This window comes from Streptomyces himastatinicus ATCC 53653 (assembly GCF_000158915.1).
GTDB lineage: Bacteria > Actinomycetota > Actinomycetes > Streptomycetales > Streptomycetaceae > Streptomyces > Streptomyces himastatinicus.
In genome coordinates, this window is sequence record NZ_GG657754.1 from 9709630 (window position 1) to 9735718 (window position 26089).

At 72.8% G+C, this 26089-nt stretch carries 18 protein-coding genes and 3 pseudogenes; 7 read left to right on the forward strand and 14 right to left on the reverse strand.

Translation table 11 applies throughout. The features are described 5' to 3' along the window. Positions 1 to 195 precede the first annotated feature (195 nt). A pseudogene (locus SSOG_RS41030) lies at positions 196 to 2327 on the forward strand (NHLP family bacteriocin export ABC transporter peptidase/permease/ATPase subunit). Position 2328: 1 nt separating this feature from the next. Next, positions 2329 to 5208 carry an NHLP bacteriocin export ABC transporter permease/ATPase subunit gene (locus SSOG_RS41035; RefSeq protein WP_039939975.1) on the forward strand — a complete coding sequence of 960 codons (2880 nt, stop codon included), beginning with the start codon at positions 2329 to 2331 and terminating at the stop codon, positions 5206 to 5208. A gap of 9 nt (positions 5209 to 5217) precedes the next feature. On the opposite strand, the gene SSOG_RS41040 is transcribed toward SSOG_RS41035, so the two are convergent. After that, positions 5218 to 5460, reverse strand: coding sequence for a hypothetical protein (locus SSOG_RS41040; RefSeq protein WP_039942598.1), 243 nt, complete (start codon positions 5458 to 5460; stop codon positions 5218 to 5220). A gap of 157 nt (positions 5461 to 5617) precedes the next feature. Here SSOG_RS41040 and SSOG_RS41045 point away from each other — a divergent pair, with 157 nt between their 5' ends. Next, entirely contained in the window at positions 5618 to 6796 is a 1179-nt protein-coding gene (locus SSOG_RS41045; protein WP_039939976.1) for a sensor histidine kinase, read from the forward strand. Positions 6797 to 6812: 16 nt separating this feature from the next. Beyond that, the gene (locus SSOG_RS41050) at positions 6813 to 7469 is read left to right on the forward strand and encodes a response regulator transcription factor (RefSeq protein ID WP_009720222.1); all 657 of its coding nucleotides are present in this window, start codon (positions 6813 to 6815) and stop codon (positions 7467 to 7469) included. Between the two features lie 23 nt (positions 7470 to 7492). Here the strand turns inward: SSOG_RS41050 and SSOG_RS41055 are convergent, their stop codons facing one another. Together SSOG_RS41055 and SSOG_RS41060 are read right to left on the reverse strand one after the other, a co-directional pair. Beyond that, positions 7493 to 8308, reverse strand: coding sequence for an SAM-dependent methyltransferase (locus SSOG_RS41055; protein WP_009720223.1), 816 nt, complete (start codon positions 8306 to 8308; stop codon positions 7493 to 7495). A gap of 46 nt (positions 8309 to 8354) precedes the next feature. Beyond that, the gene (locus tag SSOG_RS41060) at positions 8355 to 9230 is read right to left on the reverse strand and encodes a helix-turn-helix domain-containing protein (RefSeq protein WP_009720224.1); all 876 of its coding nucleotides are present in this window, start codon (positions 9228 to 9230) and stop codon (positions 8355 to 8357) included. 353 nt (positions 9231 to 9583) lie between these two features. Here SSOG_RS41060 and SSOG_RS41065 point away from each other — a divergent pair, with 353 nt between their 5' ends. Next, complete coding sequence (locus SSOG_RS41065) at positions 9584 to 10018, forward strand: hypothetical protein (protein WP_050800155.1); 435 nt, start codon at positions 9584 to 9586, stop codon at positions 10016 to 10018. A gap of 1 nt (position 10019) precedes the next feature. Here SSOG_RS41065 and SSOG_RS41070 read toward each other — a convergent pair whose 3' ends face one another. From SSOG_RS41070 to SSOG_RS47275, 8 genes are all read right to left on the reverse strand, one after another. Then, the gene (locus tag SSOG_RS41070) at positions 10020 to 11384 is read right to left on the reverse strand and encodes an ABC transporter substrate-binding protein (RefSeq protein ID WP_009720226.1); all 1365 of its coding nucleotides are present in this window, start codon (positions 11382 to 11384) and stop codon (positions 10020 to 10022) included. An 83-nt stretch (positions 11385 to 11467) separates the two neighbouring features. Further along, on the reverse strand, positions 11468 to 12748 hold the full coding sequence (locus SSOG_RS41075) for a sugar ABC transporter permease (protein WP_009720227.1): 1281 nt from the start codon (positions 12746 to 12748) through the stop codon (positions 11468 to 11470). Beyond that, complete coding sequence (locus SSOG_RS41080) at positions 12739 to 13518, reverse strand: ATP-binding cassette domain-containing protein (RefSeq protein WP_009720228.1); 780 nt, start codon at positions 13516 to 13518, stop codon at positions 12739 to 12741. Before SSOG_RS41080 ends, SSOG_RS41075 begins: the two co-directional genes overlap by 10 nt. Positions 13519 to 13533: 15 nt before the next feature. Next, complete coding sequence (locus SSOG_RS41085; protein WP_009720229.1) at positions 13534 to 14622, reverse strand: sugar ABC transporter substrate-binding protein; 1089 nt, start codon at positions 14620 to 14622, stop codon at positions 13534 to 13536. Position 14623: 1 nt separating this feature from the next. Beyond that, a complete protein-coding gene (locus SSOG_RS41090) occupies positions 14624 to 17134 on the reverse strand; it encodes a SpoIIE family protein phosphatase (protein WP_009720230.1) in 2511 nt (836 codons plus the stop codon). 222 nt (positions 17135 to 17356) lie between these two features. Next, positions 17357 to 17713 carry a hypothetical protein gene (locus tag SSOG_RS41095; RefSeq protein ID WP_050800156.1) on the reverse strand — a complete coding sequence of 119 codons (357 nt, stop codon included), beginning with the start codon at positions 17711 to 17713 and terminating at the stop codon, positions 17357 to 17359. Positions 17714 to 17782: 69 nt separating this feature from the next. Next, positions 17783 to 18646 (reverse strand): SAM-dependent methyltransferase, encoded by an 864-nt coding sequence (locus tag SSOG_RS41100; protein ID WP_009720232.1) that lies wholly within the window; start codon positions 18644 to 18646, stop codon positions 17783 to 17785. 121 nt (positions 18647 to 18767) lie between these two features. Then, on the reverse strand, positions 18768 to 19418 hold the full coding sequence (locus SSOG_RS47275) for a hypothetical protein (RefSeq protein WP_167542543.1): 651 nt from the start codon (positions 19416 to 19418) through the stop codon (positions 18768 to 18770). Positions 19419 to 19532: 114 nt separating this feature from the next. Here SSOG_RS47275 and SSOG_RS41110 point away from each other — a divergent pair, with 114 nt between their 5' ends. Continuing rightward, positions 19533 to 20156: a GOLPH3/VPS74 family protein gene (locus SSOG_RS41110; RefSeq protein WP_009720234.1), complete on the forward strand. Its 624-nt coding sequence runs from the start codon at positions 19533 to 19535 to the stop codon at positions 20154 to 20156. A 307-nt stretch (positions 20157 to 20463) separates the two neighbouring features. On the opposite strand, the pseudogene SSOG_RS41115 reads toward SSOG_RS41110, so the two are convergent. Further along, positions 20464 to 21296: pseudogene (locus tag SSOG_RS41115) on the reverse strand (carboxylesterase family protein); the annotation flags it as partial. A gap of 13 nt (positions 21297 to 21309) precedes the next feature. After that, a pseudogene (locus tag SSOG_RS49810) lies at positions 21310 to 22204 on the reverse strand (MBL fold metallo-hydrolase). A 73-nt stretch (positions 22205 to 22277) separates the two neighbouring features. On the opposite strand from SSOG_RS49810, the gene SSOG_RS57710 reads away from it, so the two are divergent. Next, positions 22278 to 24908 carry an ATP-binding protein gene (locus tag SSOG_RS57710; protein ID WP_039939978.1) on the forward strand — a complete coding sequence of 877 codons (2631 nt, stop codon included), beginning with the start codon at positions 22278 to 22280 and terminating at the stop codon, positions 24906 to 24908. A gap of 16 nt (positions 24909 to 24924) precedes the next feature. On the opposite strand, the gene SSOG_RS41125 is transcribed toward SSOG_RS57710, so the two are convergent. Further along, positions 24925 to 26089 (reverse strand): nitrosuccinate lyase (locus SSOG_RS41125; protein WP_063631621.1); only part of this gene is annotated, 1165 nt, incomplete at its 5' end.

Below are 26089 nucleotides of genomic sequence, written 5' to 3' on the forward strand. Positions count from 1 at the left end.
GCGACGAACCCGACGAATCCGCCGAACCCGGCCGGCGCGACGAACGAGAGCGGCGGACCGCCCCGCCCCGCACCCGCCGGGACCAGCGGACGCCGCCGCCCCGAACCGGCCCGCGGACGCCGCCGCGCACCGCGGCGCGGGAGCGGGCCGAAGAAGCCGGGGCGGCGGACCGTACGCACCCCCACCGTGCTCCAGATGGAGGCGCTGGAGTGCGGTGCCGCGTCGCTCGCCATGGTGCTCGCCCACTACGGACGCCACGTACCGCTGGAGGAGCTGCGGATCGCCTGCGGCGTCTCCCGCGACGGATCGCGCGCCAGCAACGTGCTGAAGGCCGCCCGCAGTTACGGGCTGCGCGCCAAGGGCATGCAGATGGAGCCCGAGGCGCTGGCCGAGGTCCAGGCCCCGGCGATCCTGTTCTGGGAGTTCAACCACTACGTCGTCTACGACGGCATGGGACGGCGGTTCGGCAAGCGCGGCGTCCACATCAACGACCCCGACAAGGGGCGCCGCTTCGTCTCCGCCGAGGAGTTCGGAGCGAGCTTCACCGGGATCTGCCTGGTCTTCGAGCCCGATGCCTCCTTCAGCCGCGGTGGACGGAAGCCCGGCATCCTGAACGCCCTGCCCGCGCGGCTGCGCGGCACCGGCGGCACCCTGGTCGCCTCGCTGCTGGCCAGCCTGCTGCTGGTGGCGGTGGGCGCCGCGGTGCCCGCGCTCAGCCGCACCTTCATCGACACCTTCATCGTCGGCGGCCAGACCTCGATGCTGCCACCGCTGTTCGCGTCCATGGCCGTGGCGGTGGTGCTGACCGCGGTGCTGACCGGCGTCCAGCAGGCGAATCTGCTGCGCGGACGCATCATCTCCTCCACCCTCGGCAGCGCCCGGTTCCTGCGCCATCTGCTGCGGCTGCCCGTCACGTTCTTCGCCCAGCGCAGCCCCGCCGACCTGGTGCAGCGCCTGCGGTCCAACGACACCGTCGCCGAGACCCTCGCCCGCGACCTGGCCGCGGCGGCGGTCGACGGGATCGTGGTGGTGCTGTACGCCCTGCTGCTGTGGACCTACGACCCCCAGCTCACCCTGGTGGGCGTCGGGCTCGCGCTGCTCAACGTGGTCGCGATGCGCATCGTGATACGGCTGCGCGCCACCCGCACCCAGAAGCTGCGCGCCGACACCGCGCGGCTGACCACCACCGCGTACACCGGGCTCCAGCTTCATCGAGACCATGAAGGCCACCGGCGGCGAGAGCGGCTACTTCCGCCGCTGGGCCGGTCAGCACGCCATCACGCTGGAGGAACAGCAGCGTCTCGGTGTGCCGAGCGCGGTCCTGGGCGTGGTGGCGCCCACCCTCGCCACCCTCAACAGCGCGCTCATCCTGTGGATCGGTGGCCTGCGAGCCGTCGAGGGCCATCTGTCGGTCGGGCTGCTGGTGGCCTTCCAGGCGCCTGGTCACCCGCTTCACCGCGCCCATCACCCGGCTGAACGGCGTGGCCGGGCGCATCCAGGACTTCTCCGCGGACGTGGCCCGGCTGGGCGACGTGGAGCGCTTCCCCGCGGACACCTTCCACACCCGCGACGAGGGGCAGCCGGATGCCGAGGGCGCCCGCCGCCTCACCGGCCATGTGACGCTGGAGGACATCACCTTCGGCTACAACCCGCTGGACGAACCGCTGCTGCGCGGCTTCTCGCTGTCCGTCGGCCCCGGCCGCCAGGTGGCGCTGGTCGGCGGCTCCGGCAGCGGCAAGTCCACCGTGTCCCGGCTGGTCTCCGGCCTCTACAGCCCGTGGGAAGGTGCCATCCGCATCGACGGCCAGCGGCTGGAGGACATCCCCCGCGGGCGGCTCGCCGCCTCGGTGTCCTTCGTCGACCAGGACGTCTTCCTGTTCGAGGGAACGGTGCGGGACAACGTGGCGCTGTGGGACCCCTCCATCCCGGACGACGCGGTGGTGGCCGCCCTGCGGGACGCCGCACTCTACGACGACGTCATCGCCCGCCGCCCCGGCGGGATCCACTGCCGGGTCGAGCAGGACGGCCGTAACTTCTCGGGCGGACAGCGGCAGCGGCTGGAGATCGCCCGGGCCCTGGTCCGCCGCCCCAGCGTGCTGGTCCTGGACGAGGTGACCAGCGCCCTGGACGCGCAGACCGAACAGACCGTCATGGACAGCCTGCGCCGCCGCGGCTGCGCGTGCGTGGTGATCGCCCACCGGCTCAGCACCGTCCGGGACAGCGACGAGATCCTCGTCCTGGACCGCGGCACGGTCGTGGAACGCGGACGGCACGAGGACCTCGCGGTCGCCGGAGGCCCGTACGCCGAGTTGATGAAGGAGCACTGACATGGCGTCCGTACACCCGGCCGCGGCCGTGGACGCCGATGGGAGCGACGCGGTGGTGCGGGCGCTGGGCGCCCTCGGCACCCCGGTCGACGGCGCCGGGCTGCGCAGCCTCCCGCTGGAGGGCCCGCAGGTGCTCTGGCTCGTCGTCGCGGGCGCCCTGGACCTCTTCGCGGTCGACGCCGCCGAGGAGGGGCAGTGGCACTTCCTCGGCCGCCTGGAGACGGGCGCCGCGCTTCCCGGGCCCGTCGAGGGCCCGCGCCACACCCTGCTCGGGCGGCCCTCGCAGGACTGCGCGCTGCGCCGCATCCCGCTGCGCGAGCTGTACCGGCCGGAGCGGTACGACGCGTACGGCACCCCGTACGACACCACGTACGGGACCGAGGGCGCGTACGCGGACGACGGCGGGTTCCAGGAAGCCCCGACGCCGCTGGAGCACGCCGTTGCGCTCGGCATCAGCCGCAGCCTCGGCGTACTGTTCCAGGCCCCGCTGGACGGGGGAGCGTCGCCCGGCGAGGAGGCGGCCGACGAGGACCTGCTGTGGCTCCCGGTGCCGCCCGGCAGCGTGTGCTACGGCGCCGAGTACAGCGCCCAGGCCGCCGGAGACCTGCTGATCGACGGCGCGCTGTGGCAGCGGATGGTCAACCAGCAGTACCGGCTCGGCACCACCGTGGACCGCTGGATCGACACCCTGGAACGGGCCCACGCCGACCGGACGGCCGCCGGTATCCGGGCCGGTGAGGCCGTACGCTCGCGCGCCGACGAGGCGCTCATCGCGTCCATCGGCGGCCCGCGGCGCTCGCCCGGGGCCTCGGACGACAGCACCGACGACGCCGTGCACGCGGTCTGCCGGGCGGTGGCGGACGCCGCCGGGATCACCCTCGCCGAACCGCCCAAGGGCCCCGCCCCCGACGACCGCATGGACCCCGTGGAGCGCATCGCGGCCCACGCCCGCATCCGCACCCGCGCCGTCCGGCTGGAGGGCCGCTGGTGGCGCGAGGACGCCGGACCGCTGGTGGGCTACCGCGCCCTGTCCGGGGCGCCGGTGGCGCTGCTGTGGCGGCGCGGCCGGTACGAGGCCGTCAACCCGGCCTCGGGCCTGCGGATACGCATCGGCCGCGGCACCGCGGAGGAGTTCGAGCCGCGCGCCGTGATGTTCTACCGCCCGCTGCCCGAGCGGCCGATGACGATGTGGCGGCTGCTGCGCTTCACGGCCCGCGGCGCCGCGCCGGACCTGCGCAGCCTGTTCGCCGCCGGTCTTGTGACGGTGGCGCTGGGCGCCCTGGTGCCGATCGCCACCGGTCAGGTGCTCGGCGGGTTCGTCCCCCGCGCCGAGAAGAGCCCCATCGTCCAGATCGCCCTGGCGCTGATCGTCTCCAGTGTCGTCGCCGCGTCCTTCCTGCTGGTCCAGAACCTGACCCTGCTGCGGCTGGAGGGACGGCTGGAGAGCACGCTCCAGCCCGCCGTCTGGGACCGGTTGCTGCGGCTGCCCACCACGTTCTTCGCGGAGCGCTCCACCGGCGAACTCGCCAGCGCGGCCATGGGCATCAGCACCATGCGCCGGGTGCTGTCCGGCACCGCCCCCGTGGTGCTCCAGGCGGGCACCGTCGGGGCGATGAACCTCGGCCTGCTGCTGTTCTTCAGTGTGCCGCTCGCGCTCGCCGTGATGGGCATGCTGCTGGTCGTGTGCGGCATCTTCTTCGCCATGGGCCTGTGGCAGGTGCGCTGGCAGCGGCGGCTGGTGGAGACCGAGAACAAGCTCAACAACCAGGCGTTCCAGACCCTGCGCGGACTGCCCAAGCTGCGGGTCGCCGCGGCCGAGAACTACGCGTACGCGGCCTGGGCCCGCGGCTTCGCCCGCTCCCGCGACCTCCACCAGCGCACCGGGCGCATCAAGAACCTCACCCAGGTCCTCGACGCCGTCTACCTTCCGCTGTGCTCGCTGGTGGTGTTCCTGCTGCTGGCCGGTCCGGCGCGGGGCAGCATGTCGGCGGGCGGCTTCCTGACGTTCAACACCTCCGTCACCATGCTGCTGACCTCCCTCACCCAGCTCACCAACTCGCTGGTCTCGGTGGTCGCCGTGCTGCCCATGTTCGAGGAGGTCAAGCCGATCCTGGACGAGCCGCCCGAGGTGCGCGGCGGCAGCGCCCAGCCCGGACCCCTCTCCGGCGCGCTCCAGGCCAGAAACGTCACCTTCCGGTACGGCGCCGACGGGCCGCTGGTCCTCGACGATGTGTCCCTGGAGATCCGGCCGGGCGAGTTCGTGGCCGTCGTCGGCCCCAGCGGCTGCGGCAAGTCCACCCTGCTGCGGCTCCTCATCGGCTTCGAGCGGCCGGTGTCCGGCAGTGTGCTCTACGACGGCCAGGACCTGACCGCCCTCGACCAGGCCGCCGTGCGCCGCCAGTGCGGGGTGGTGCTCCAGAACGCGCAGCCGCTGGGCGGAACCGTGCTCGACTGCATCCGCGGCGCCGAGCCGTTCACCCCCGAGGAGGCCATGGCGGCCGCCGAACTCGCGGGCCTGGCCGAGGACATCCGCCAGATGCCCATGGGACTCCACACGATGATCTCCGGCAGCGGCGCCATCTCGGGCGGCCAGCGCCAGCGCCTGATGATCGCCCAGGCGCTCATCCGCCGCCCGCGCATCCTCTTCTTCGACGAGGCCACCAGCGCCCTCGACAACGAGACCCAGCGCATCGTCATCGACAGCACCCGCCGCCTCAACGCGAGCCGACTGGTGATCGCCCACCGGCTGTCGACCGTCATGGACGCCGACCGCGTGATCGTCATGGAGGAGGGCCGGGTCGTCGAACAGGGCGCCCCGGCCGAGCTGATGGCCAGGCAGGGCGGAAAGCTGCACGAGTTGGTGCGGCGCCAGCTGACGTAGGTACGGTCGTCAGCCCCGGCCGCGCCGGAAGACCGCGTCACCGGCCGCGCCCACGATGAGCCCGAGGACGACCATCACGATGTACGCGTAGATCTCGTAGCCACCGGGGGCGAGGAACCGCACGAACCCCAGGACGCGGATCTTCACGCCGAGCCATTCGTACAGCAGGCCACTGCCACCGCCGACGACGAGGACGAAGCAGAGCAGATCGGTCACGGCCGCGAGGGGCGGTTTGGAGGAAGTCGAGGTCATGTCCCGACCGTAGGAGCGCGCCCGGTGGCGGGGGATCGGGCCGAGGTCGGCCGGGCGGTGACCGAAGTCGGCCATGCGCCGCCCGGTGTCGTACTTAAGTATGCGGTCGTCGCGCGCAGGCCCGTACGCCGCTCGGGCACGCGTACATTGCCGGGATATGCGCCGTATCCACCGCACCCGCCGGGACTGGGCCGCCGACCTGGGGCTGTTCCTCTTCGCCGCCTGCTTCGCCGTCGTCAGCTCGCCGTCCATACCGGTCCCGGACGATATGAGCCCCGCGTGGCGGGTCGCCGAACAGACGGCCGGCGGGCTGGGGTGCGCGGCGCTGCTGCTGCGGCGCAGGTGGCCCGTAGCGCTGGCGGTGGTGCTGCTGCTGGCGGGCGGCCAGCTGTCGCACTACATGACCGGCCCCGCGATGGTGGCGGTGTTCACGGTGGCCGCCACCCGGCCCTGGCGCGCCACGGCCTGGGTGGCGGCGCTGGCCTTCGCGCCGCTCCCCGTCTTTCTGTCGCAGCTGCCGGAGTTGCCCGAGGACCGGGTGAGCTCCGCCGTGACGTACTTCGCGCTGATCGCCGGGACCATCGGCTGGGGGCTGTTCCGGCGCTCCCGGCAGCAGCTCATCGCCTCGCTGCGGGAACGCGCCGAACTGGCCGAGGCCGACGTCGAGTTGCGCGCCGAACAGGCCCGGCGGGAGGCGCGGGAGGAAATCGCCCGGGAGATGCACGACGCGCTCGGCCACCGGCTCACGCTGCTGAGCGTGCACGCCGGGGCCCTGGAGTTCCACACGAGCGCGCCCCGCACCGAGATCGCACGGGCCGCCGCGGTGATCCGGGAGAGCGCCCGCCTGGCCCTGAGCGATCTGCGCGACGTCATCGGGGTGCTGCGCGCCGGTCCCGAGGGCGAGCGGCCCCAGCCCGAACTGGCCGACCTGGACCGGCTGGTGGCCGAGGCGCGCGCGGCGGGCGGCCGGATCGAGCTGACCGGGCCGCCGGACGGCCCGGCGCCACCGCCGGTGGTGGGACGCACCGCGTACCGCATCGTGCAGGAGTGCCTGACCAACGCGCGCAAACACGCGCCCGGCGCGACCGTCACGATACGGGTGGCCCGGACCCCGGAGGACCGGCTGACGGTCGAGGTCCACAACACCCCGCCACCCGCCCCCGACCCGGACCCGCGGGATGGCGCGGGCGGCGGACAGGGGCTGGTCGGGCTGGCGGAACGGGCCCGGCTGGCGGGCGGCGAGCTGACCGCGGGACCCGACGGTGGCGGCTTCCGGGTGCGCGCCTGGCTACCCTGGCCCGCGGCGGACACCGTGGCCGCCGCCGGTCAGGGCTGACAGAGGAAAGGGGGGCGTGGTGGTGATCCGCGTCCTGCTCGTCGACGACGACGCGATCGTACGGGCCGGGCTGCGCCTGATGCTGGGCGGCGCCCCGGACATCGAGATCGTGGCGGAGGCCGCCGACGGGGCCGAGGTGCCCGCGCTGGTCGACCGTCACGGGCCCGATCTGGTGCTGATGGACATCCGGATGCCGGGCGTCGACGGGCTGACCGCCACCCGGACCCTGCGGGCCCGGCCCGGCGCCCCCGAGGTGCTGGTGCTGACCACCTTCCACACCGACGCCCATGTGCTGCGGGCACTGCGCGCCGGAGCGGCCGGGTTCCTCCTCAAGGACACCCCGCCGCAGGACATCGTCACCGCCATCCGGACCGTGGCCACCGGGGATCCGGTGCTCTCACCCGCCGTCACCCGCCGCCTCATCGAGCAGGTGACGGGTGACGGCGGACAGGGGGACCGGGCGGCCACCGCCCGGGCCCGGCTGGCGCTCCTGGGCGAGCGGGAGCGGGATGTGGCCCGGGCGGTGGGACACGGCCGGTCCAACGCGGAGATCGCACGCGAACTGCACCTCGCGCTGCCGACGGTGAAGGCCCATGTGTCGCGGATCCTCACCCGGCTCGACCTCAACAACCGCGTCCAGATCGCGCTGCTGGTCCACGACGCCGAGGGCTGAGCCCGGCCCGGGGGCTGAGCCTGCTACGGCTTGCGGGCCACCGCCCCGTACATGGCGATGTCCTCGTCCTTGATGCCCTCGCCGCTCCGCGCGTCCGGGAGCCACTTGTGCACCTGGGCGACGCCGGGCGCGACCAGGTCGAGCCCGTCGAAGAACTGCGCGGCCTCGGCCTCGGTGCGCAGCCGCATGGGCATGTCCCGCGCCGCGTACTCGCGGGCCACGCGGCCCACCTCCTCCGGTGCGAAGTCGGCGGTGCCGACGGACATCGCCAGATAGCTGCCCGAGGGCAGCGGCTCCAGCAGGCGGTTGACGATGCCGTACGCGTCGTCCTCGTCGAGCACGAAGTGGACGATCGCGATCACCGTCAGCGCGACCGGTTTGCCGAGGTCGAGGGTGTCGCGCAGCTCCGGCGCGCTCAGGATCGCGGCGGGGTCGCGCATGTCCGCCTCGACATATGTGGTCTTCCCCTCGGGCGTGCTGGACAGCAGGCCCTGGGAGAGGGTGAGGACGATGGGGTCGTTGTCCACGTACACGACCCGGGAGTCCGGGGCGACCGCCTGGGCGATCTCGTGCAGATTGGGGGAGGTGGGGATGCCGGTTCCGATGTCGAGGAACTGCCGGATGCCCGCCTCCTCCGCCAGATAGCGCACGGCCCGGTTCATGAAGTCGCGGTTGGCCCGCATATGGATCGGCAGGGCGGGCCACTCCCGGGCCATGGCGTCCCCCGCCTCCTTGTCGGCGGGGTAGTAGTCCTTGCCACCGATGATGTAGTCGTAGATCCGCGCCGAATGTGCGCTCTCGGTGTCAATCCGTTCGGCCGGCCATCCGTTGTCGCGCAACGCCGCCCCTCCCCTTCAGATCGTCGGTCAACTGTCCAGGCCCACGTCACAGCTCCTTGCGGATCTCGCCGAGCAGGGCCTCGGTCTTCTGGGCGGGCCCCGACTGGGCGCTCACCCGGTCCAGTGCCTCGCGGTACACCACCACGTCGTCCGCCTTGTCCAGATAGACCGCCCCGATCAGCCCGCCCAGGTAGACGATGTCAGGCAACTCGGAGGCCCGGAACCGGAAGACATGGAACGCGCCTGCCGTCATCGCCGGATGCGGGCCGTTGCCGAACGGCATGATCTGGAGCGTCACATGCGGCAGCGCGTTCACCGCGATGAGGTGGTCGATCTGGGCGCGCATCACGGCCGCGCCCCCGACCGGCCACCGCAGCACGGTCTCGTCCATCACGACCCACAGCCGGGGCGGGGACTCGCGGGACAGCAGTTCCTGGCGCCGCATGCGCAGCGCGATCCGGCGCTCGGTGGCCTCGGCGGGGACATGCGGATTGCCCGCGCTCAGCAGGGCGCGGGCGTAGTCCTCGGTCTGGAGCAGGCCGTGGACGAACTGCGGCTCGTACGCGCGGATCTGGAGCGCCGCCTGTTCCAGGCTCAGATACGCGGCGAACCAGTCCGGCATCACATCGCGGTAGACGTGCCACCAGCCGCGCTTGTTGGCCTCGCGGACCGACTTCAGAAAGGTGTCGATCTCGTGCTGGTCCGTCACGCCGTACGTCTGGAGCAGCTTTTCGACGTCCGCGAGCCGGAGCCGGGCCACCTTCGCGGCTTCCATCCTGCGGATCGTCGAGTGGCTGACGCCGATCGCCGCGCCCGCCTCGTCGTAGCTGAGCCCGGTCCGCGTGCGCAGCTCCTCCAGCTGTTTGCCGAGGATCATGCGGAGGACGGAGGGAGCGCCGCCCCATGCGGATTCCGCCGCCACTCCCTGCCTCCTCACGCCGCGTTCCACGGTCGCAGTCTGTCACGATCATCAGTTCGCGCCGCATCTGCATCCTACGACTTGCAAATTTCAAGTTACCTCTTGCAACTCGTTCATAGCAGATGACACAGTGGACATGCCGTCACCGACTGTGTGACTCCGCGGGAGTTGGCCCGCGGTACCGGGGGAAACGTCGGACGGGTTTGGACCGCTTCGCGGCCCGGCGACGGCGGAACGTTCGCGTGTGTACGTCGGTAGGCACCGGGCAGTGCAGGACCGGCGCTGCCCACAGTGCGCAGGCAGACGAAAGGCGACCGATCGTGGTTCCCCCCACCCTCCCCCTGCCTTCGGCTCACATGCCGCGGAAGAAGGCCCCGCATCCCGCGAGCGGCCCGCCGGGGCTGCCGCGCGGTGCGCGCCGTGGACGGCTGACGCTCCCCGCGGGGCTGTCCGCCGGGCTGGGCTACGACGCGGTCGGGATGTCCGCGGACCACGGGAAGCGGGTCATGGACCGGCTGCCCCGTATCGGCTGTGTCTTCGCCTGCGATGAGCACTGGTGGTGGATCGTGCCCGCCGGATCGCACATCGGGCTGGTGTGGCCCGCCGTCACCAGCTATGCGGTCGGGGCGTACGTGGGTTCGCCGAGCGGTCCGCGCACCGCCAGGACGTCCCGTAACCCCCGCCTCATCCACCGTCCCGAGGGCGACTCCCCGTACACGCCGCCGATCCCGCTGTATTTCATGGCCTGTCACATCGCCGGTGTCATGCCGTGCTGGTCGGTCACCGAGTAGGTCACCGGCCTCCGGTGCGGTAGTCCGCCACCGCGTCCTGGGCGAGCTTCTGGGAGATCTGGAGCGCCGTGCGCACCGACTTCTTTCCGGCGATGGCCGCGCTGATCTGTGCGGACACCTTGGTGCCGAGATCGGCGAACTGCGGGATGCCGACGAATGAGATGCCCTGGTAGGGGCGCGGGCCGACGCCCGGGTTCTTGGGGTCGGCGGAGTTCTTCACCGCCGCGTACTCCTGCCGGTACCAAGCGGCCGCCGCGCGCTGGTAGTTGGGGTTGGAGTAGAGGGACTGCCGGCTGCCCGCCGGGGCCTCGTTCCAGCCGAGCGTGTCGCCGATCTGTTCCTGGTACTGCTTGGAGGAGGCCCAGGAGATGAACTTCCAGGCGGCGTCCTTCTTCTTGGAGGCGTTCTCGATGCCCCAGGCCCAGGTCCACAGCCACCCGGCCCGGCGGGTCTCCTCGTGCGGGGCGGGGACGTAGCCGACCTTGCCCTTGACCGTGGAGCCGTCGGCCTCGATCGACGTGGCGAGCGAGCTGGCGTCGTACATCATGGCGCATTTGCCCTGGCTGAAGTCGGCGAGGATTTCGAGGACTCCGCTGCGCGCGGCACCGGGCTCGCCGTACTTGCGCACCAGGTCGACATAGAACTGAATCGCCTTGGTGAACTCCGGCGAGGTGAGCTTGGCGTTCCACTGCATGTCGTACCAGGTGCCGCCGAAGGTGTTGACCACGGTGTTGATGGGGGCGAGGTTCTGGCCCCAGCCGGGCAGACCGCGCAGGCAGATGCCGCTCGCGCCGTCGGTGCCGTCGATCTTCGCCGCCAGCGAGGCGACCTGCCTCCAGGTCGGATCGCGCGGCATGGTCAGCCCGGTCTTGCGGAAGAGGTCCTTGCGGTACATCAGGAAGGATCCCTCGCCGTAGAAGGGCTCGGCGTAGATCTTGCCGTCGGCGCCGGTCACGGCCCTGTTCAGGCTGGGGAAGATGTCCTTCTGGTCGAAGGCCCGGTCCGCCTTCGCATAGGAATCCAGCGGGGCGAGCCAGTGGTTCCTGGAGTAGATCGGCACCTCGTACGAGCTCACGCTCGCCACGTCGTACGTTCCGTCCTGCCGCGCGAACTCCCTGTTCATCCGCTCCCGTGCCTCGTTCTCCGGAAGCAGGGTGTAGTCGACGGTGATGCCGGTCCGCGAGGTGAAGTACTTCTTCGTGTACTGCTTCAGGGTCACCATCTGGGGATTTTTGACGGCGAGCACGCGGATGCTCTCCTTCCCCTCGCGGGAGGACCGCACGCCGGTGCCCTGGCAGCCGGAGACCACCAGAGCCGCGGCAAGCGCGGCCGCCGTGGCCGCGCGGATGAGGAGAAGACGTTTCATCGCACTCCGATGGTCATGGTGAGCGCATCGGATCCTTCCAGAACACCCGGCGAGATGTCCGTCTTGCCCAGTAATGGGAAGCTCTAGTGCAGCATAGCGCCACGCCCGGACCGTGACGACCGTCGGATGGAGCCGCGCGCCCGCGCGGCGGCTCGCCGGGTGAGCGAGTCCGCTGCCACGGCGGCCAGCAGCACCCCGCCGGTGACCATGAACTGCACGGCGTCCTGGATACCCAGCAGCGCCATGCCCGAGGCGATCGACTGGATGACCAGCGCACCGAGCAGCGCCGACCAGGCCGAGCCGCGCCCGCCGAACATGCTGGTCCCGCCGATCACCGCCGCGGCCACCGCGTTGATCAGCAGCATGCCGGAGCCCGCCGCGCGGGCCGTCGTGGGGCTCGCCGACGTCAGGCCCGAGGCCACGAACAGACCGCCGACCGCCGCCAGCGTCCCCGACACCATGAACATCGCGATCCGCACCCGCGCCACGTCCACCCCGGCCCGGCGGGCCGCCTCGATCCCGCCGCCCACCGCGAACACCTTCCGCCCCGAGCGGGTGCGGCGCAGCACCAGATCCGAGCCGATGACGACGGCCAGGAAGATCAGCAGGGCGAGCGGCACGCCCTGGAACAGGGTGAGCACATGGGCGGTGGCGAACGTGAGCACCGCCAGGAGACCCGTGCGCACCCCGATCTCGGCCAGCGGCCGGTACGGCATCCCGGCGTCCCGGCGCCGCCGCCGTGACCGCCGCGCGGCCAGGAAGTACCCGGCCGTGCCCACCGCGGCCAGCCCGTACGCGATGATGCCGCCACTGAAGTAGAGACTGGTCAGCGCGGCGACCAGACCACCCTCATCGATGTTGATCGTGCCGCTCGCGCCCAGCAGGTAGAGGGTCAGCCCGTTCCAGGCCAGCAGCCCCGCGAGCGTCACCACGAACGCGGGCACCCCGACCCGGGCGAAGAAGAACCCGTGCACGGCGCCCACGGCCGTCCCCGCGACCACCGCCACGATGATGGCGAGCCACTCCGGCATGCCGAGGTACACGTTCAGCACGGCGAACGCGGCGCCCGCAAGACCGCTGACCGAGCCCACCGACAGGTCGATCTCGCCGATCAGCAGCACGAACACGATGCCCACCGCCACCAGACCGGTGGCGGCGATGTCCACGCTGAGGTCGGACAGATTGCGCGGCGAGAGGAAGTTGGCGTTCAGGCCCTGGAAGACCAGCCAGATCACGATCAGACCGAGGATCACCAGGAGCGGACCGCGCTCACCGACCCGCAGCCCGCGCCGGGCCGCCTCGCCACCGCGCAGCCGGTGCCGCACCGCGTCGGCGTACCCCCGGATGCTCTGTCCTACGGCCATGCCCCCTCCTCACCCGTCGTGCGGTGGGCCACGGCGTTGTCGGCGGCGCCGGTGATGGAGGAGATGATGCGTTCCTGGGTGGTGGTGGGCACCTCGAAGAGCCCGTTGTTACGGCCCAGACGCAGCACCGCCACCCGGTCCGCCACGGCCTTGATGTCCCCCATGTTGTGACTGATGAGGAGCACCCCGAGACCGCGGTCGCGCAGCTCCTCGATGAGGTCCAGGAGCTGGCTGGTCTGCTCGACGCCCAGGGCGGCGGTGGGCTCGTCGAGCAGCAGGACCTTGGGCGCGCCCAGCAGTGAGCGGGAGATCGCGACGGCCTGCCGCTGGCCGCCCGACAGGATGGCCACGGGCGCCCGCACATCGGGGATGCGGATGGACAGCGTGTGCATCAGTTCGCGGGCGCGCCGCTCCATCTCCACCTCGTCGAGGATCCCGGCGCGGTGCACCTCGCGGCCGAGGAAGAGATTGCCGACGACATCGAGGCTCTCGCACATCGCGAGGTCCTGGTAGACGGCCGCGATGCCCAGGGCCTGCGCGTCGTGCGGCCGTCTGATCTGGACGGTGTGGCCCTCCCACTCGATGACGCCCTGATCGGCGGGTCCCACCCCGGCGATCACCTTGACCAGGGTGGACTTGCCGGCGCCGTTGTCGCCCACCAGGGCGACCACCTCACCGGCCCGGATCTGGAGGTCGACATCGACCAGCGCCTGGACGCCGCCGAAGCGCTTGGAGACGCCGCGCAGCGTCAGCAGGGGAGGGGCGGCCACGGAACATCACCTCCGTCAGCGGGTGAGACCGGCCTTGTCGCAGGCGGGCCGGAGCTTGGGTGTGCAGATCTCCCCGATCGTGTACACACCGTCCTTGACCAGGGTCTTCCTGATGCTGCCGACCGTCACGGCGACCGGGGTGAGCAGGGAGGCCGGGATGTTCTCGGTGGTGGTGTTGTCGACCGTCGTATGGGCGATCGAGCGCAGGCTATGGCCCCGCCCCAGGGCGACGGCCATGGCGGCGACGGCGTGCGCCTCGGCCTTGAAGGGCTTGTAGACGGTCATGTACTGGTCGCCGCTGACGATGCGCTGCACGGCGTCGAGATCGGCGTCCTGGCCGGTGACCGGCGGCACCGGCCTGATCCGCGCGGACTTCAGCGCCGAGATGGCACCGGAGGCGACGGTGTCGTTGACCGCCAGGACACCGCCGATACGGTGCGGGCCCAGCGCGGTGATGGCGGCCTGCATATTGGCGTACGCGTTGTCCGGCCGGTACTCGATCACGTCGTACGACTTGCCGATCCGCACCTTGTCCTTCAGGACGGACATCGCGCCCTTCTTGAACCAGGCGGCGTTGGGGCTGCTCGGATCGCCGTTCATCATGACGATCTGGCGGCCGTCCCCCTTGGCCCGCATCGCGTCCAGGAGCGCCCTGGCCTGGAGCCTGCCGACCTGTCCGCCGTTGAACGAGGCATAGCCCGAGATCGGGCCCTCGGCGAGCCGGTCGTAGGCGATGACCGGGATGCCCGCCTTGTGTGCCGCCTGCACCGAGGAACGCAGCGCCTTGGCGTCGACGGCGTCGAGGATCAGCGCCCCCACCCCTCGGGTGATCATGGAGTGCATCTGCCGCTGCTGACTCGCCACGTCGTCCCCGGCGTTGGCGTGGTCCACGGTGCAGCCCGGGCACAGCTCCTTCACCCGCTTCTCGATCATCGGCCGGTCGGAGTTCTCGTACCGGGTGATCTGCTGGCTCGGCAGCAGCAGGCCGATGGTGAAGGCGTTCCCGTCCTGCTCCCCGCCGTTGCTTCCGCAGCTCGCCAGGGACACGGCCAGCAGCCCCGCGGCCACGGCGGCGACGGCGCTGCGCGTACGGGACCTCCTCATGTCACCCACCCCCTTGCCGGACGCGGGGCCCGGGCTCGGTGTCGCCGGGCCCGGCGTTCCCGGGCTCACGGCCGGGTACGACGATCTCGCTCCACACCTGCTTGCCACCGGCGGCCGGTACGGAGCCCCAGGACGCCGACATCGCCTCGACCAGCAGCAGCCCTCGGCCACCGGTCGCCTCCCAGTCCGTGACCACCGGCTTGGCGGGCGCGCGGGGAGAGGAGTCGGTCACCGCGACGCGCAGCCGGTCCACGGCGTACGTGAGGTCGAGGCGGACCGTGCCATGTGTGTGCATCAGCGCGTTGGTGACCAGTTCGGAGACGACCAGCAGCGTGGTGTCGCCCTGGTCCGCCAGGCCCCACGAGCGCAGCGTGCGCGCGGTGAAACGGCGGGCGTGCATCACCGCGTCCGGCAGCCGCCACACCAGCCAGCCCGCCCGGATGGGCCGGACCCGCATGCCGTCGTACCGCAGGAGCAGCAGTGCCACGTCGTCGTCCCGCCGGTCGGCCACCCCGAGCAGCGCGTCCGCCATCCGGCCGAGATCCGCGGGGGCGGCGGCGAGCGCGCGACGCATCCGGCGCATGCCCTCGTCCAGGTGCAGCGTCGAGGACTCGACCAGGCCGTCCGTGAGCAGCGCGAGGACCGTGCCCGGGGCCAGCGGCTCCGCCGTCATGGGGTACTCCGCGTCCGCCACGACCCCCAGCGGCAGCCCGCCCTCGACCACCACCTCCTCGGTGGTGCCGTCCGGGCGGCGCACCAGCGGCGCCAGATGCCCGGCCCGGACGAACCAGGCGTTGCCCTCCTCCATGTCCAGCTCGACATACGCGCAGGTGGCGAACAGATCCGCCTCCATGCCCACGAGCAGCCGGTTGGCGTGGGACACCACCACATCCGGCGGATGCCCCTCCACGGCGTACGCACGGACCGCCGTCCGCATCTGACCCATGATCGTCGCGGCGGCGGCGCTGTGCCCCTGCACATCGCCGATGACCAGCGCCACCCGGCTCTCGGACAGCGCGATCACGTCGTACCAGTCGCCACCCACCTGGAGTCCCCGCATCGCGGGCAGATAGCGGGCCACCGCCACCCCGCCGGGCAGCGGCGGCAGGCTGCGCGGCAGCAGGGAGCGCTGGAGCATGGTGGCCAGCTCCTGCTCGGCGTCGTAGGCGTGCGCCCGCATCAGGGTCTGGCCGACCAGCCCCGCGGTCACCGTGAGCAGCGACCGCTCCTCCGGGCCGAACGGATGCGGCGCGTCCCAGCCGATCAGACACACCCCCGCCACCTGTCCGTGGGCCGGGAGCGGCAGCACCGCCAGCCCCCCGGGACCGATGCCCGAGAGCCCCGGCTCCAGCTCCGCCCCCGCGGGCCACAGCCGCGGACGGCCCTCCCGCAGCGCGGCCCGCAGGCTCGGCAGGGCGTGCAGGGACGCGTCGGGCCACTCGGAATGCCACTCCGAACGCCACAGCTCCGGCCATGCGTCGGCCTGCGGCGGATCGAGTCCCACCACCACCAGCCGGTCCGCCTGAAGCTCAGCGAGCGCCACCCGGTCCGCCCCCAGCGGCTCGCCCAGGGCGGCGACCACCACCCGGCTCACGTCCCGGACCGTCATGGCGTCGTCCAGCGCCGTCGTCAGCCACTGCACCCTGGACACGTCGTCGGCGCGCGGGCGCAGCGCGGCGGCGCTGGTGACCACGCCCACGACGCGCTCCGGGCGGCCCGTCGCATCGGTCCCCACCCGGCAGCTCAGCCGGAGCCAGCGCACCTCGCCGGTCGAACGGCGGACCCGGAACTCCAGCTCGCGGTCCCCGGCCACCTGCGCGGACGGCTCGACGACCGACAGCAGCGCGGGCAGATCCTCCGGCACGGTGCGCGCGAGCAGTGTGTCCGCCCTGCCGTCGAAGTCGTCCGGGTCGGTACCGACCAGGTCGAGCAGGGTCGCGTCCGCCTCGATCCGGCCGGTGCCGGGCAGCAGGACGAACGATCCGACGCGCAGACTCCGCAGCGCGGGACCCAGCAGCTTGGACGTCCCGGTGCCGTTCGCCGGGCGGGACGCACCGGCCGCCCGGAGCCGGGTGGCGATGGCGTCGGCGTAGCGCAGCAGAAAGCCCCGCTGCTCCACCTCGAAGCCGTCCGCGGCGCTGCCCACGATCAGCAGACAGCCCAGCCGGCTGCCCTCGTCCCCGAGCGGCAGCACGCCCAGCGAGGCGCCGGGCCACCGCCCGGTCGCCCCGTCCCGCTGGTACGCGGCGATGCCCTCGGAGTCCAGCCACAGGGGGCGGCCGGTGCACAGGGCGTCGGCGGCGGGGGAGCGGTCGGACAGCGCGTAGTGCTCCGGCAGCGCATGCGGAGCGGCGGTGGCCCCGGCCGCCTTCGCGGTCTCGACCAGCCGCAGGCCGTCGCTCCCCTCGCCCAGTAGATAGACGGCCGCCAGCGAGACCCCGGCGAACGCCAGAACCCGCTCCCTCCCGGTGGGTTCCGGCGCCGGGGACATCGGACCGGCTGCATGGGGCATGTTCCCGTCTGCCTCCCCTCCGTGCCGCAGGTACGGGCAGGTGGAAGTCCCCGGAACACGGGCGGCGGGGGCAGGGGTGCCGCATCCGGCGAGGCCGGACCGCGCCGCCCAGGAGTGGCAGGGCACCCACCCACCAGAATGTCACAGCTCAGGGAAGCCGCAGGGCGGACCGGGGCCGGGTGCGTCGGCCGCGGGTCGACTGCCGGGTCGATGACGGGTCGACTACAGCATGTCGACGATGCTGGGCGGGGCGAAGAGATGGCGGGCGCGGTGCTCCAGGGCGAGCACGGCCGGAAGGTTGCCGGAGGCGTCCGACACGCACCGCTCGCACTCCTCGTCGGCCTCGGGCAGCTCCGAGACATGGCGGGTGGCGATGTGCCGGGCCAGCCGGATCTGGGTCGACACGATGGAGTCGTGGGGATCGCAGTCGATCCCCGGCCCCAGCTCCTCCAGCGCGGCGTCCACCAGCTTGGGCGCCTGTTTCATCGCCCGGTACAGCTCGGTGCACTTGCCGCACCCCCACATCCAGGGCGGAGGCAGCGGCCACTCGTCGGCAGGGTCCACGTTCCTGGCGCTCATGCCGTCACAGTAGCGAACTGCGACGGCACGCACAGTGACTTGGCGTAAATCCCCTCAATCGGCCATCTGCTAGGGCTTACGGGCGACGCCCGCCCAGAAGGAGACCTCCTCATCGGTCACATCGCCGGTCTCCACCCCCGGGTCCCCGGTGGCCAGGTCGGTGCGCCAGCGATGCGGCACCACCAGGCCCGGCTCGACCATCTCCAGGCCGGTGAAGAACCGTTCCACCTCGTCCCGGGTGCGGATTTTCCCCTGGATCCCACCGCTGTGGTAGATCTGCACGGTCCGCTGGGTGGCCTCGGGATCGAAGTCCGGGGTGATGTGGCTGAGGATGAGATACGAACCGGGCGCGAGCGGTTCGACCAGCTTCCGCACGATCTCGTGCGGCTCCCAGTCATCGGGCACGAAGTGCAGCAGCGCGCACAGGCTCAGGGCCACGGGCTGGGACAGATCCAGCACCTCGGTCACGCCGGGGGAGGAGAGGATCGTGTCGGGGTCGGCGACATTCGCGTCGACATACGCCGTGCGCCCCTCGGGGCTGCTGGTGAGCAGCGTCTGCGCGTGGGCCAGCACGATCGGGTCGTTGTCGGCGTAGACGATCCGGCTCTCCGGGGCCACCCCCTGGGCGACCTCGTGGAGATTGGGCCGGGTGGGAATGCCCGTGCCGATGTCGAGGAACTGCCGGATGCCCCGCTCGGCGGCGAGGAACCGGACAGCGCGCTGCATGAACGCGCGGTTGGTGCGCGCCGCGACCATGACGCCCGGCCACAGCGTGAGCACCTTGGCGGCGGCCTGACGGTCGGCGACGTAGTTGTCCTTGCCGCCCAGGAAGTAGTCGTACATCCGGGCGCTGTGCGGACGTCCCTGGTTGAGCGGGGTGTTGGGGGGCTCCGGCCCACTCCCGGTCTGGGGTGCTACACCTTGCGCGGTCACGTGGCGTTCTCCTCCGTATCGCGGCGGCTGTCGCAGCGATCGTAGGCCGCCCGGGATGGCTGGTTACTCGCGGGTCCGCGTAACTGCGCGCGGGGGAGCGATGGTTGACGGGGCGCAGGGGTCAGCGGATGCGCACGCGTCCGCGCGAGAAGTGGCCGAGCGCCCGGTCGATCTCGGTCTCGCTGACCGGGTGGCGGTGGAGCGGGAAGACGGGGACGGACAGCCGCCATACGCCCTTCCCGTTCCGGCCCGTCCGGCGCCGGACCTCGGGCTGGTCCAGCCCGGTGACTCCGGGAGCGGTGGCGGCATTGGGGATGAGCGCCACCAGCAGCACGCTGAGGCGTTCACGCCTCTTCACCTGGAGATGCGTGACCGCCGCCCAGGGGAGGAACACGGGCTCGGGCGCCTCGTCGACGACACACCACAGGCCCTCGCCGGTCACCCGCATCGCGACCGGGGAGATCTCCCTCACCGCCCAGGTCTGCTTGATCCGCCGGATCGCGGCGAACCGGTGCTTGCCCTCGCGCAGTTGGAGCAGTGCCCCGGACAGGCAGAGCACCAGGACCATCTTGGTGCCGAAGGTGGGGTCGGCACCGGAGGCGAAGATGAGATAGGTGGCGCCGCCCAGGATCAGGAGCACGAACACGGTGCCGACCACCCCGGCCCACGCGGACCGCGGCAGGAGGCGCAACGAGGAGGCCCGCGCCCGGGCCACCGCCCCTGGGTCGGTCCTGACGACGTACTCCGGCTCCGTCCCCTGTTGCATGTGCATGACCACAGTCTCGATCACCAGAGCAGGGAAGCCAAGTCCCGACCTGGGCGGATGCATCCGCAACGACCCGGGAGGACACTGGTCGTAACGGTCGCCGTGACAGGGAGCCCTTTGATGACCACACCGCGGGACCTGATGATCGTCACCATGGACGCGGAGCCCAGCCGCCTGGTGGAGCGGGGCGATCTGTCGCTCGCGCTCGCCGGGGCCGAGCTGATCGACCTCCTGGGCGCCAGGGAAGTCGGGCTGGACGGCGAGCGCATCGTCCCGGGGCCCGCGGGCGCGCCCGCCGATCCGCTGCTGCGTCAGGCCGCCTCGTCGCTCGTCCGCGAGGAGCCGTACGAGACCGTCGGCGACTGGCTGTGGCGCAGGGGCCGCGGGCTGTCCGCGGCCTATCTGTCCGCGCTGGAGGCGGACGGGCAGCTCGTCCGGCAGCGCAACCGCCGCTGGAAGGTGTTCTGGACCCGCGAACTGGCCCTGGTCGACACCGAAGACCGCCGCCGGGCGGCGAACCGGCAGCGGTCGGACGAACCCGTCCTGGCCGCCCTGACGGAGGCCATCGGCCTCCGTGAGCAGGGCGGCGAGGGGGCCGGGCAGCCCCCGAAGCTGTCCGACGACGCGGTGGCGCGGGTGCTCACCGCCCTCGACGACGCGCTCGCCGAGCTGGCGGCCGAACGGCAGCGGCGGGACCGGCGGCGCGACGAGGCGGCCGTGGACAACGTCCGCCGCGGCTACTGAGCCACCAGGGCCGCTAACCGAACCGGCGCGTCCCCGACCAGCCGGGATCCCCGGTGGTGGCGAAGCGCACCCACGCGCCGTGCATCTCCGCGGCGAGCGACGGTGGTACGTCCGGCCCGAGCAGCCCGTCCGGTGTACGGAGGGCGGGCAGAGCGGTGTTGTCGAACACGAACGGGAGTTCCGCGGTGTGGCAGGCGCCGAACGGACTGTCCCGCCAGTCGAAGTCGTAACGGAACGCCTTGCCGTGCAGCGACACCAGCCGCTGACTGCCGCCCCGGAACATCGCGTCGATGGCCGCGCTGTACCGCGGCTGCTGGTAGAGCCGCGATTCCTGGGTGTTCGTGCCCACCAGCAGGTCCACCGGGTGCGCCTCGGGTACGTCGTCGAGCACCACCCCGAACGGGGTCAGCCGTGCCCCGACGGGCAGTTCGGCCACCGCGGACACCAGCTGTTCGTCGGGGATCCCGGCGAACCCCGCCACCGTCGCCGGAACGCCCAGCCGGTCGGCCAGCGCCCGGGTCGTCTCGGCCGCCTGCTCACCGGTCAGCGTGTGCAGTCCGCCGCTCTGGCTGATGGCGTGCCGGAACAGCCCGGCCGCCTCGGGCGTCACCAGCAGCGCGCTGACGATCATCGCGCCCGCCGATTGCCCGAACACCGTGACCCGGTCCGGGTTCCCGCCGAACTCCGCGATGTGCTCGCGCACCCACCGCAGTGCGGCGATCACGTCCAGCAGGCCGCGGTTGCGCGGCGCGTCCGGCAGATCGAGCCAGCCGGGCGCGCCGAGCCGGTAGTTGAGCGTGACCAGGACGACGCCGTCGCGGGCGAAGGACGTCCCGTCGTACAGCGGTGCCTGGCCGGTGCCGGACAGGAAGCCGCCGCCGTGCACGAAGACCATCACGGGGGCGTTTGCGCCGCCCCCTTCCCCGGCTTCCGCCGGTTCCTCCGGGGCCCAGACGTTGAGCGTCAGATAGTCGTCGCCGCGCACCCAGCCCGAACCCATCACCGGGGCTCAGGTCCAGCGAGAACCGCCGCGCCGGGGCGGGGGCGGTCGGCCCCGGCCCGTCGGCACCGCGCAGGCCGTCCACCGGGTGTCGGCGCCGCGAACCGCGCGGCACCGGTCGGGGCTGCGGCATACGGGATGTTCGGAAGACCCTCACCGCCATACCGCCCAGTCCTTCACCGCGAACCGGTCGCCGTCGCGCCGCACTTCGCCGCGCCCGCGCCGGGGAAGTGCGCGGGGAACAGCAGGGGCACCCTCGTCCGCCGCCGACTCCAGCACCCGGCGCCGGGCGATCCGGGCCTGAGCCTCGTCCTCGTCGAAGCAGGGGCAGTCGTCGGGCTCGGCGAACTGGAGCGGGCCTGTGCAGCAGATCGCCCGCGAACAGCGCCCGGTCCGTGCCCGAGCGCAGCCGTACGACGGTGGAGCCGGGCGTATGGCCGGGGGCGGGTTCGAGGCGCAACTGGGCGTCGATGTCGTAGTGGTCGCCCTCCCACAGCACGGTCTGCCCCGCCTGGTGGACCGGGGCCACGCTGTCCTCGAAGACGTTCGCCATGCCCGGACCCGAGCGGGTGCGGTGGCCGTTCTCCGGGTTCCAGTAGTCGAAGTCGGCGCGGGAGATCACGTACCGCGCGTTCGGGAAGGTCGGCCGCCACTCGCCGTCGACCAGCGTGGTGTTCCAGCCGACGTGGTCGCCGTGTACATGCGTGCAGATCACCGTGTCGACGTCCTCCGGCCGCACCCCCGCCGCGGCCAGCTCGCCGAGGTAGTCGGTGTCCAGCTGATGGAAGAGCGGCATGTTCCGCTCTCGGCCGTTGCCGATGCCGGTGTCGATGAGGATGGTCCTGCCCTCGCTGCGCAGCACCCAGGTCTGGATCATCGTGCGCACCTCGTCGGCGGCCAGGTCAACGAAGTCGGGGGCCAGCCAGCTCTCGTGCGCGCGCCAGTGCTCCATGGGCACATCGGGAAAGATGATGTCGCGGGGGAGGCCCCTCGGGGGCAGCTCGACCACGCGACTGATGTCGACGTTGCCAAGTGTCATGGTGTCCATGCGTCCAGCCTGCTCCCGGGCCCCGGGCCGGCGGTATCCGTCACATGACTGCACCGGCGGATACAGTCGGGTGATGACCATCGTGGGGAGGGAGAGCGAGAGCGCGGCCGTGCTCGGTGTGACCAGCGGCGTGCTCATCGTGACGGGAGAGCCGGGCGCGGGCAAGAGCACCCTGCTCGCGCAGGCGGCGGACCGGCACCAGGGGCGGGTGCTGCGGATGACGGGCAGCGAGAGCGAGGCGAACCTGCCGTTCGCCGGGCTGCACCAGCTGCTGCGGCCGGTCCTCGACGACGCCGCCCGGCTGCCCGCCCGCCAGCGGTCGGCCCTGCTCGGCGCGATCGGGGCCGATGACGGTGACGCCACCGGCCCACCCGATCGGCTCCTCCTCGGTGTCGCACTGCTCGCCCTGCTGTCCGATCTCGCCCAGCGGACGCCCCTGCTCGTGCTGGTGGACGATCTGCACTGGATCGACACCGGTTCGCTGGAGGCGCTGGCCTTCGCCGCGCGGCGCATCGACGGCGAACCCCTCGCCGTCCTCGCGGGGACCAGGGACACGGCGGGCGCGGCGGCGTTCTCCGGATTTCCCACGCTCGCGCTGGGCCCGCTGGACGCCTCCGCCGCCGTGCGGCTGCTGGACGGGCAGCCGTATCCGCCCACCGGCGGCCGCCGGATGCGCATCCTCGACCAGGCCGCCGGAAACCCACTGGCCCTGGTCGAACTGGCCCGGGCGTACGGGACGGACGGCCCGGCCCCCGCGGGCGACCCCACCGCCGAAGACCTCCTGCCGCCCACCGACCGCCTGATGCGGCTCTACGCCGCCGATCTCGACGCCCTGCCCGACGCCACCCGACGCGCCCTCCTCCTGGTCGCCGCCGACGAACGGGCCGTGGCGGGCCGGATCGAGGCGCTGGCCCCGGCCGAGGCCGCCGGACTGCTCCGCATCACCGGCGGCGGCGACGCCCGGCGGGCCCGCTTCCGGCATCCGCTGATCCGGTCCGCGATCTACCACTCCGTACCGCTGGCCGCCCGGCGCCGGGCGCACCGCGACCTCGCCGCGTCGCTCGGCGGGGAACCCGACCGCCGCGCCTGGCATCTGGCCGCCGCCGCGGAGGGCCCGGACGAGGAGATCGCCGCCGCGCTCGAGGAGTCCGCGGGCCGGGCCCGGACCCGCGGTGGGTACACCGCCGCCGTCACCGCGCTGGAACGCGCCGCCGAGCTGAGCCCCGCGCCCCACGACCGCGCCCGCCGCCTGGTCGCGGCCGCCCGTGAGGCCGTCGCCACCGGTCAGCCGCACTGGGTGCGCGAGCTCGCCGCGCGGGCCCGCGCGCTCACCGACGACCCGGCGCTGGTGGCCGAGGCGTCGCTGCGGGTCGGGCAGGTGCTCACCCTGAGCGCTGAGCACGACACCGCGCTGACGCTGCTGACGCGGGCGGCGGAGGACCCGCGGCTGCGCCGGACGGCCGTCGGCCTGGCGTCCGTGGCCGGTTTCTACTCCGGCGACGAGGACCACCGGCTCGCCATCCGGGCACAAGCACAGGGCGATCCCTGGACGCTCGCCGTGACCGACCCCGCCGAAGCCCGCTCCGAGCGGGCGGCGGCGCTCCCGGCGCTGGTGGAACGGGCCGACGGCGACCCCGCCCTGCTCAACTCGCTCGGCGCGATGGCGTGGCTGCTCGACGAGACGGCCCTCGCGGTACGGATCTTCGACGACGCCCTCGACCGCTGGCGCCTGCGCGGCACCCTGCCCACCGGTCTGGGCTGCACCGCGGGGTGGGCGTACCTGGACCACGGACTCTGGGCGCAGGCCCGGCTCGCCGCCGCGAACACCGCCTCCTCCGTCGCCGGGCTGCCCCATCTCGAAGCCGCCGTACGGTCCCTCGAAGCCGCCCCGCTGGCCCTGACCGGCCGGACCGCCGAGGCCCGCACCGCCGCGTCGGCCGCCCTGTCCCTCGTCGACCCGGACCGCAGCCGCGCGGTCGCCGTCCGCGCCCGCTGGGCCCTGGGCATGGCCGCCGTCGCCGAGGGCGACCAGAGCACCGCGTACGAACAGTTCCGGCTGCTGTTCACCCCCGACGGCGACCCCTTCCACTACGCCTGCTCCCACGCCGGAGTCGCCGAACTCGCCGCCGCGGCCGTACGCACCGGCCACCACGCGGAGGCCGCCGCCATCGTGGAACGCACCGAGAAGCGGCTCGCCGACGACCTCTCACCCCGAATGCGCGCCCTGATCCACCGCGCCCACGCCCTGCTCGACCCGTCCCGGGCGGAACCGCACTTCACCGCGGCCCTCGCCGACCCGGCGGGCCGTCAATGGCCCTTCGAACGCGCCCAGATCCTCCTGGACCACGCCGAATGGCTGCGCCGCGCCCACCGCATCACCGACGCCCGCCCCCTCCTGCACACCGCGCTGGAGACGTTCCGCCGCCTCGGCGCCCACCCCTGGACCGACCGCGCCCAGGCCGAACTCCGCGCCGCAGGCGTCGACCCGGCCCCCACCACCCCCGATGCCCTCACCACCCTCACACCCCAGCAGCAGCACATCATCCGCCTCGCCGCGAAGGGCCTGAGCAACCGCGAGATCGGCGAACGCCTCTTCCTCTCCCCCCGAACCGTGGGCTCCCACCTCTACCGCAGCTTCCCCAAACTCGGCGTCACGGCCCGCTCCCAACTCCGCGACGTCCTCGAGGCATCCGGGCAGACGTAGCGGCCCGGCGGCGGGGTCAGGCGCGGGGCCGGAGCGCGCGGTCGACCAGGGGGCCCGCGGCGCCGGTGTAGTGGGACGGGTCGCACAGGGTCGCCAGTTCCGTGGGGTCGAGAGCGACCTCGGGCAGGTCGGTGAGGACCTTCGCGAGGGGCTGGCCGGTGCGTTCGGCCTCGGCCGTCGCCGTGTCGAGCAGGTGCCTGGCCGCCGCCTTGCCCAGGCGGGGGGCGAGGACGGCGGCGATGCGTTCGGAGACGATGCGGGAGCCGGTCAGCTCCAGGTTCTCGGTCATCCGCGCGGGCCGGATCCGTAGGCCCTCGGTCAGTTCGACCGCGGTGTGGGCGGCGCCGCCGGTGAGGCGGAGGCATTCGCGCAGCAGCTGCCACTCGGCGTGCCAGCCGCCCGCCGAGCGTTCGTCCTCGGAGAGCAGGCACTGGGTCAGGCCCGTGGCCAGTGGGGGCACCTGGAGGGCGGCGCTGCGGAGGAGGGTGGCCAGGACCGGGTTGCGTTTGTGGGGCATGGCCGAGGAGCTGCCGCGGCCGGGGGCGGTGGGTTCCTCGACCTCGCCGACCTCGGTGCGGGCCAGTGACTGCACATCGACGGCGATCTTGCCGAGGGCTCCGGCGGTGAACGACAGGGCCGAGGCGAGGTCGGCGATCGGGGTGCGCAGGGTGTGCCACGGCAGCGCCGGGCGGGCGAGGCCGGTTTCGGTGGCGAACGCGGCCACCAGATCGTCGAGGTAGGCGCCGGGCTCGACGGGTCCGGCGTACTCCAGGTAGCCCGCCAGGGTCCCCGCGGCTCCGCCGAGGGACACCGGCAGGCCGGTGTCCGCGACGGTGCCGATCCGGTGGCCCGCCTCCAGCAGCAACTCGCGCCAGCCCGCCGCCTTGAGCCCGAAGGTGGTGGGGACCGCGTGCAGCGCGAGGGTGCGGCCCGCCATCGCGGTGTCGCGGTGTTCGGCCGCGAGCCGGGCCAGGGCGTGGGCTGCGGTGTCCAGGTCGGCGCGGATCAGCCGGAGTGCGGTGCGCGCGACCAGCATGGCGCCGGTGTCGAACACGTCCTGGCTGGTGGATCCGCGGTGGACGTATTCGGCGGCGGCCGGGTCCTCCGCCGCCACCACCTCGGTGAAGGCCCGTACGAGGCCCACCACCGGGTTGGCGGTCTCGCGCGCTCCGACGGCGATC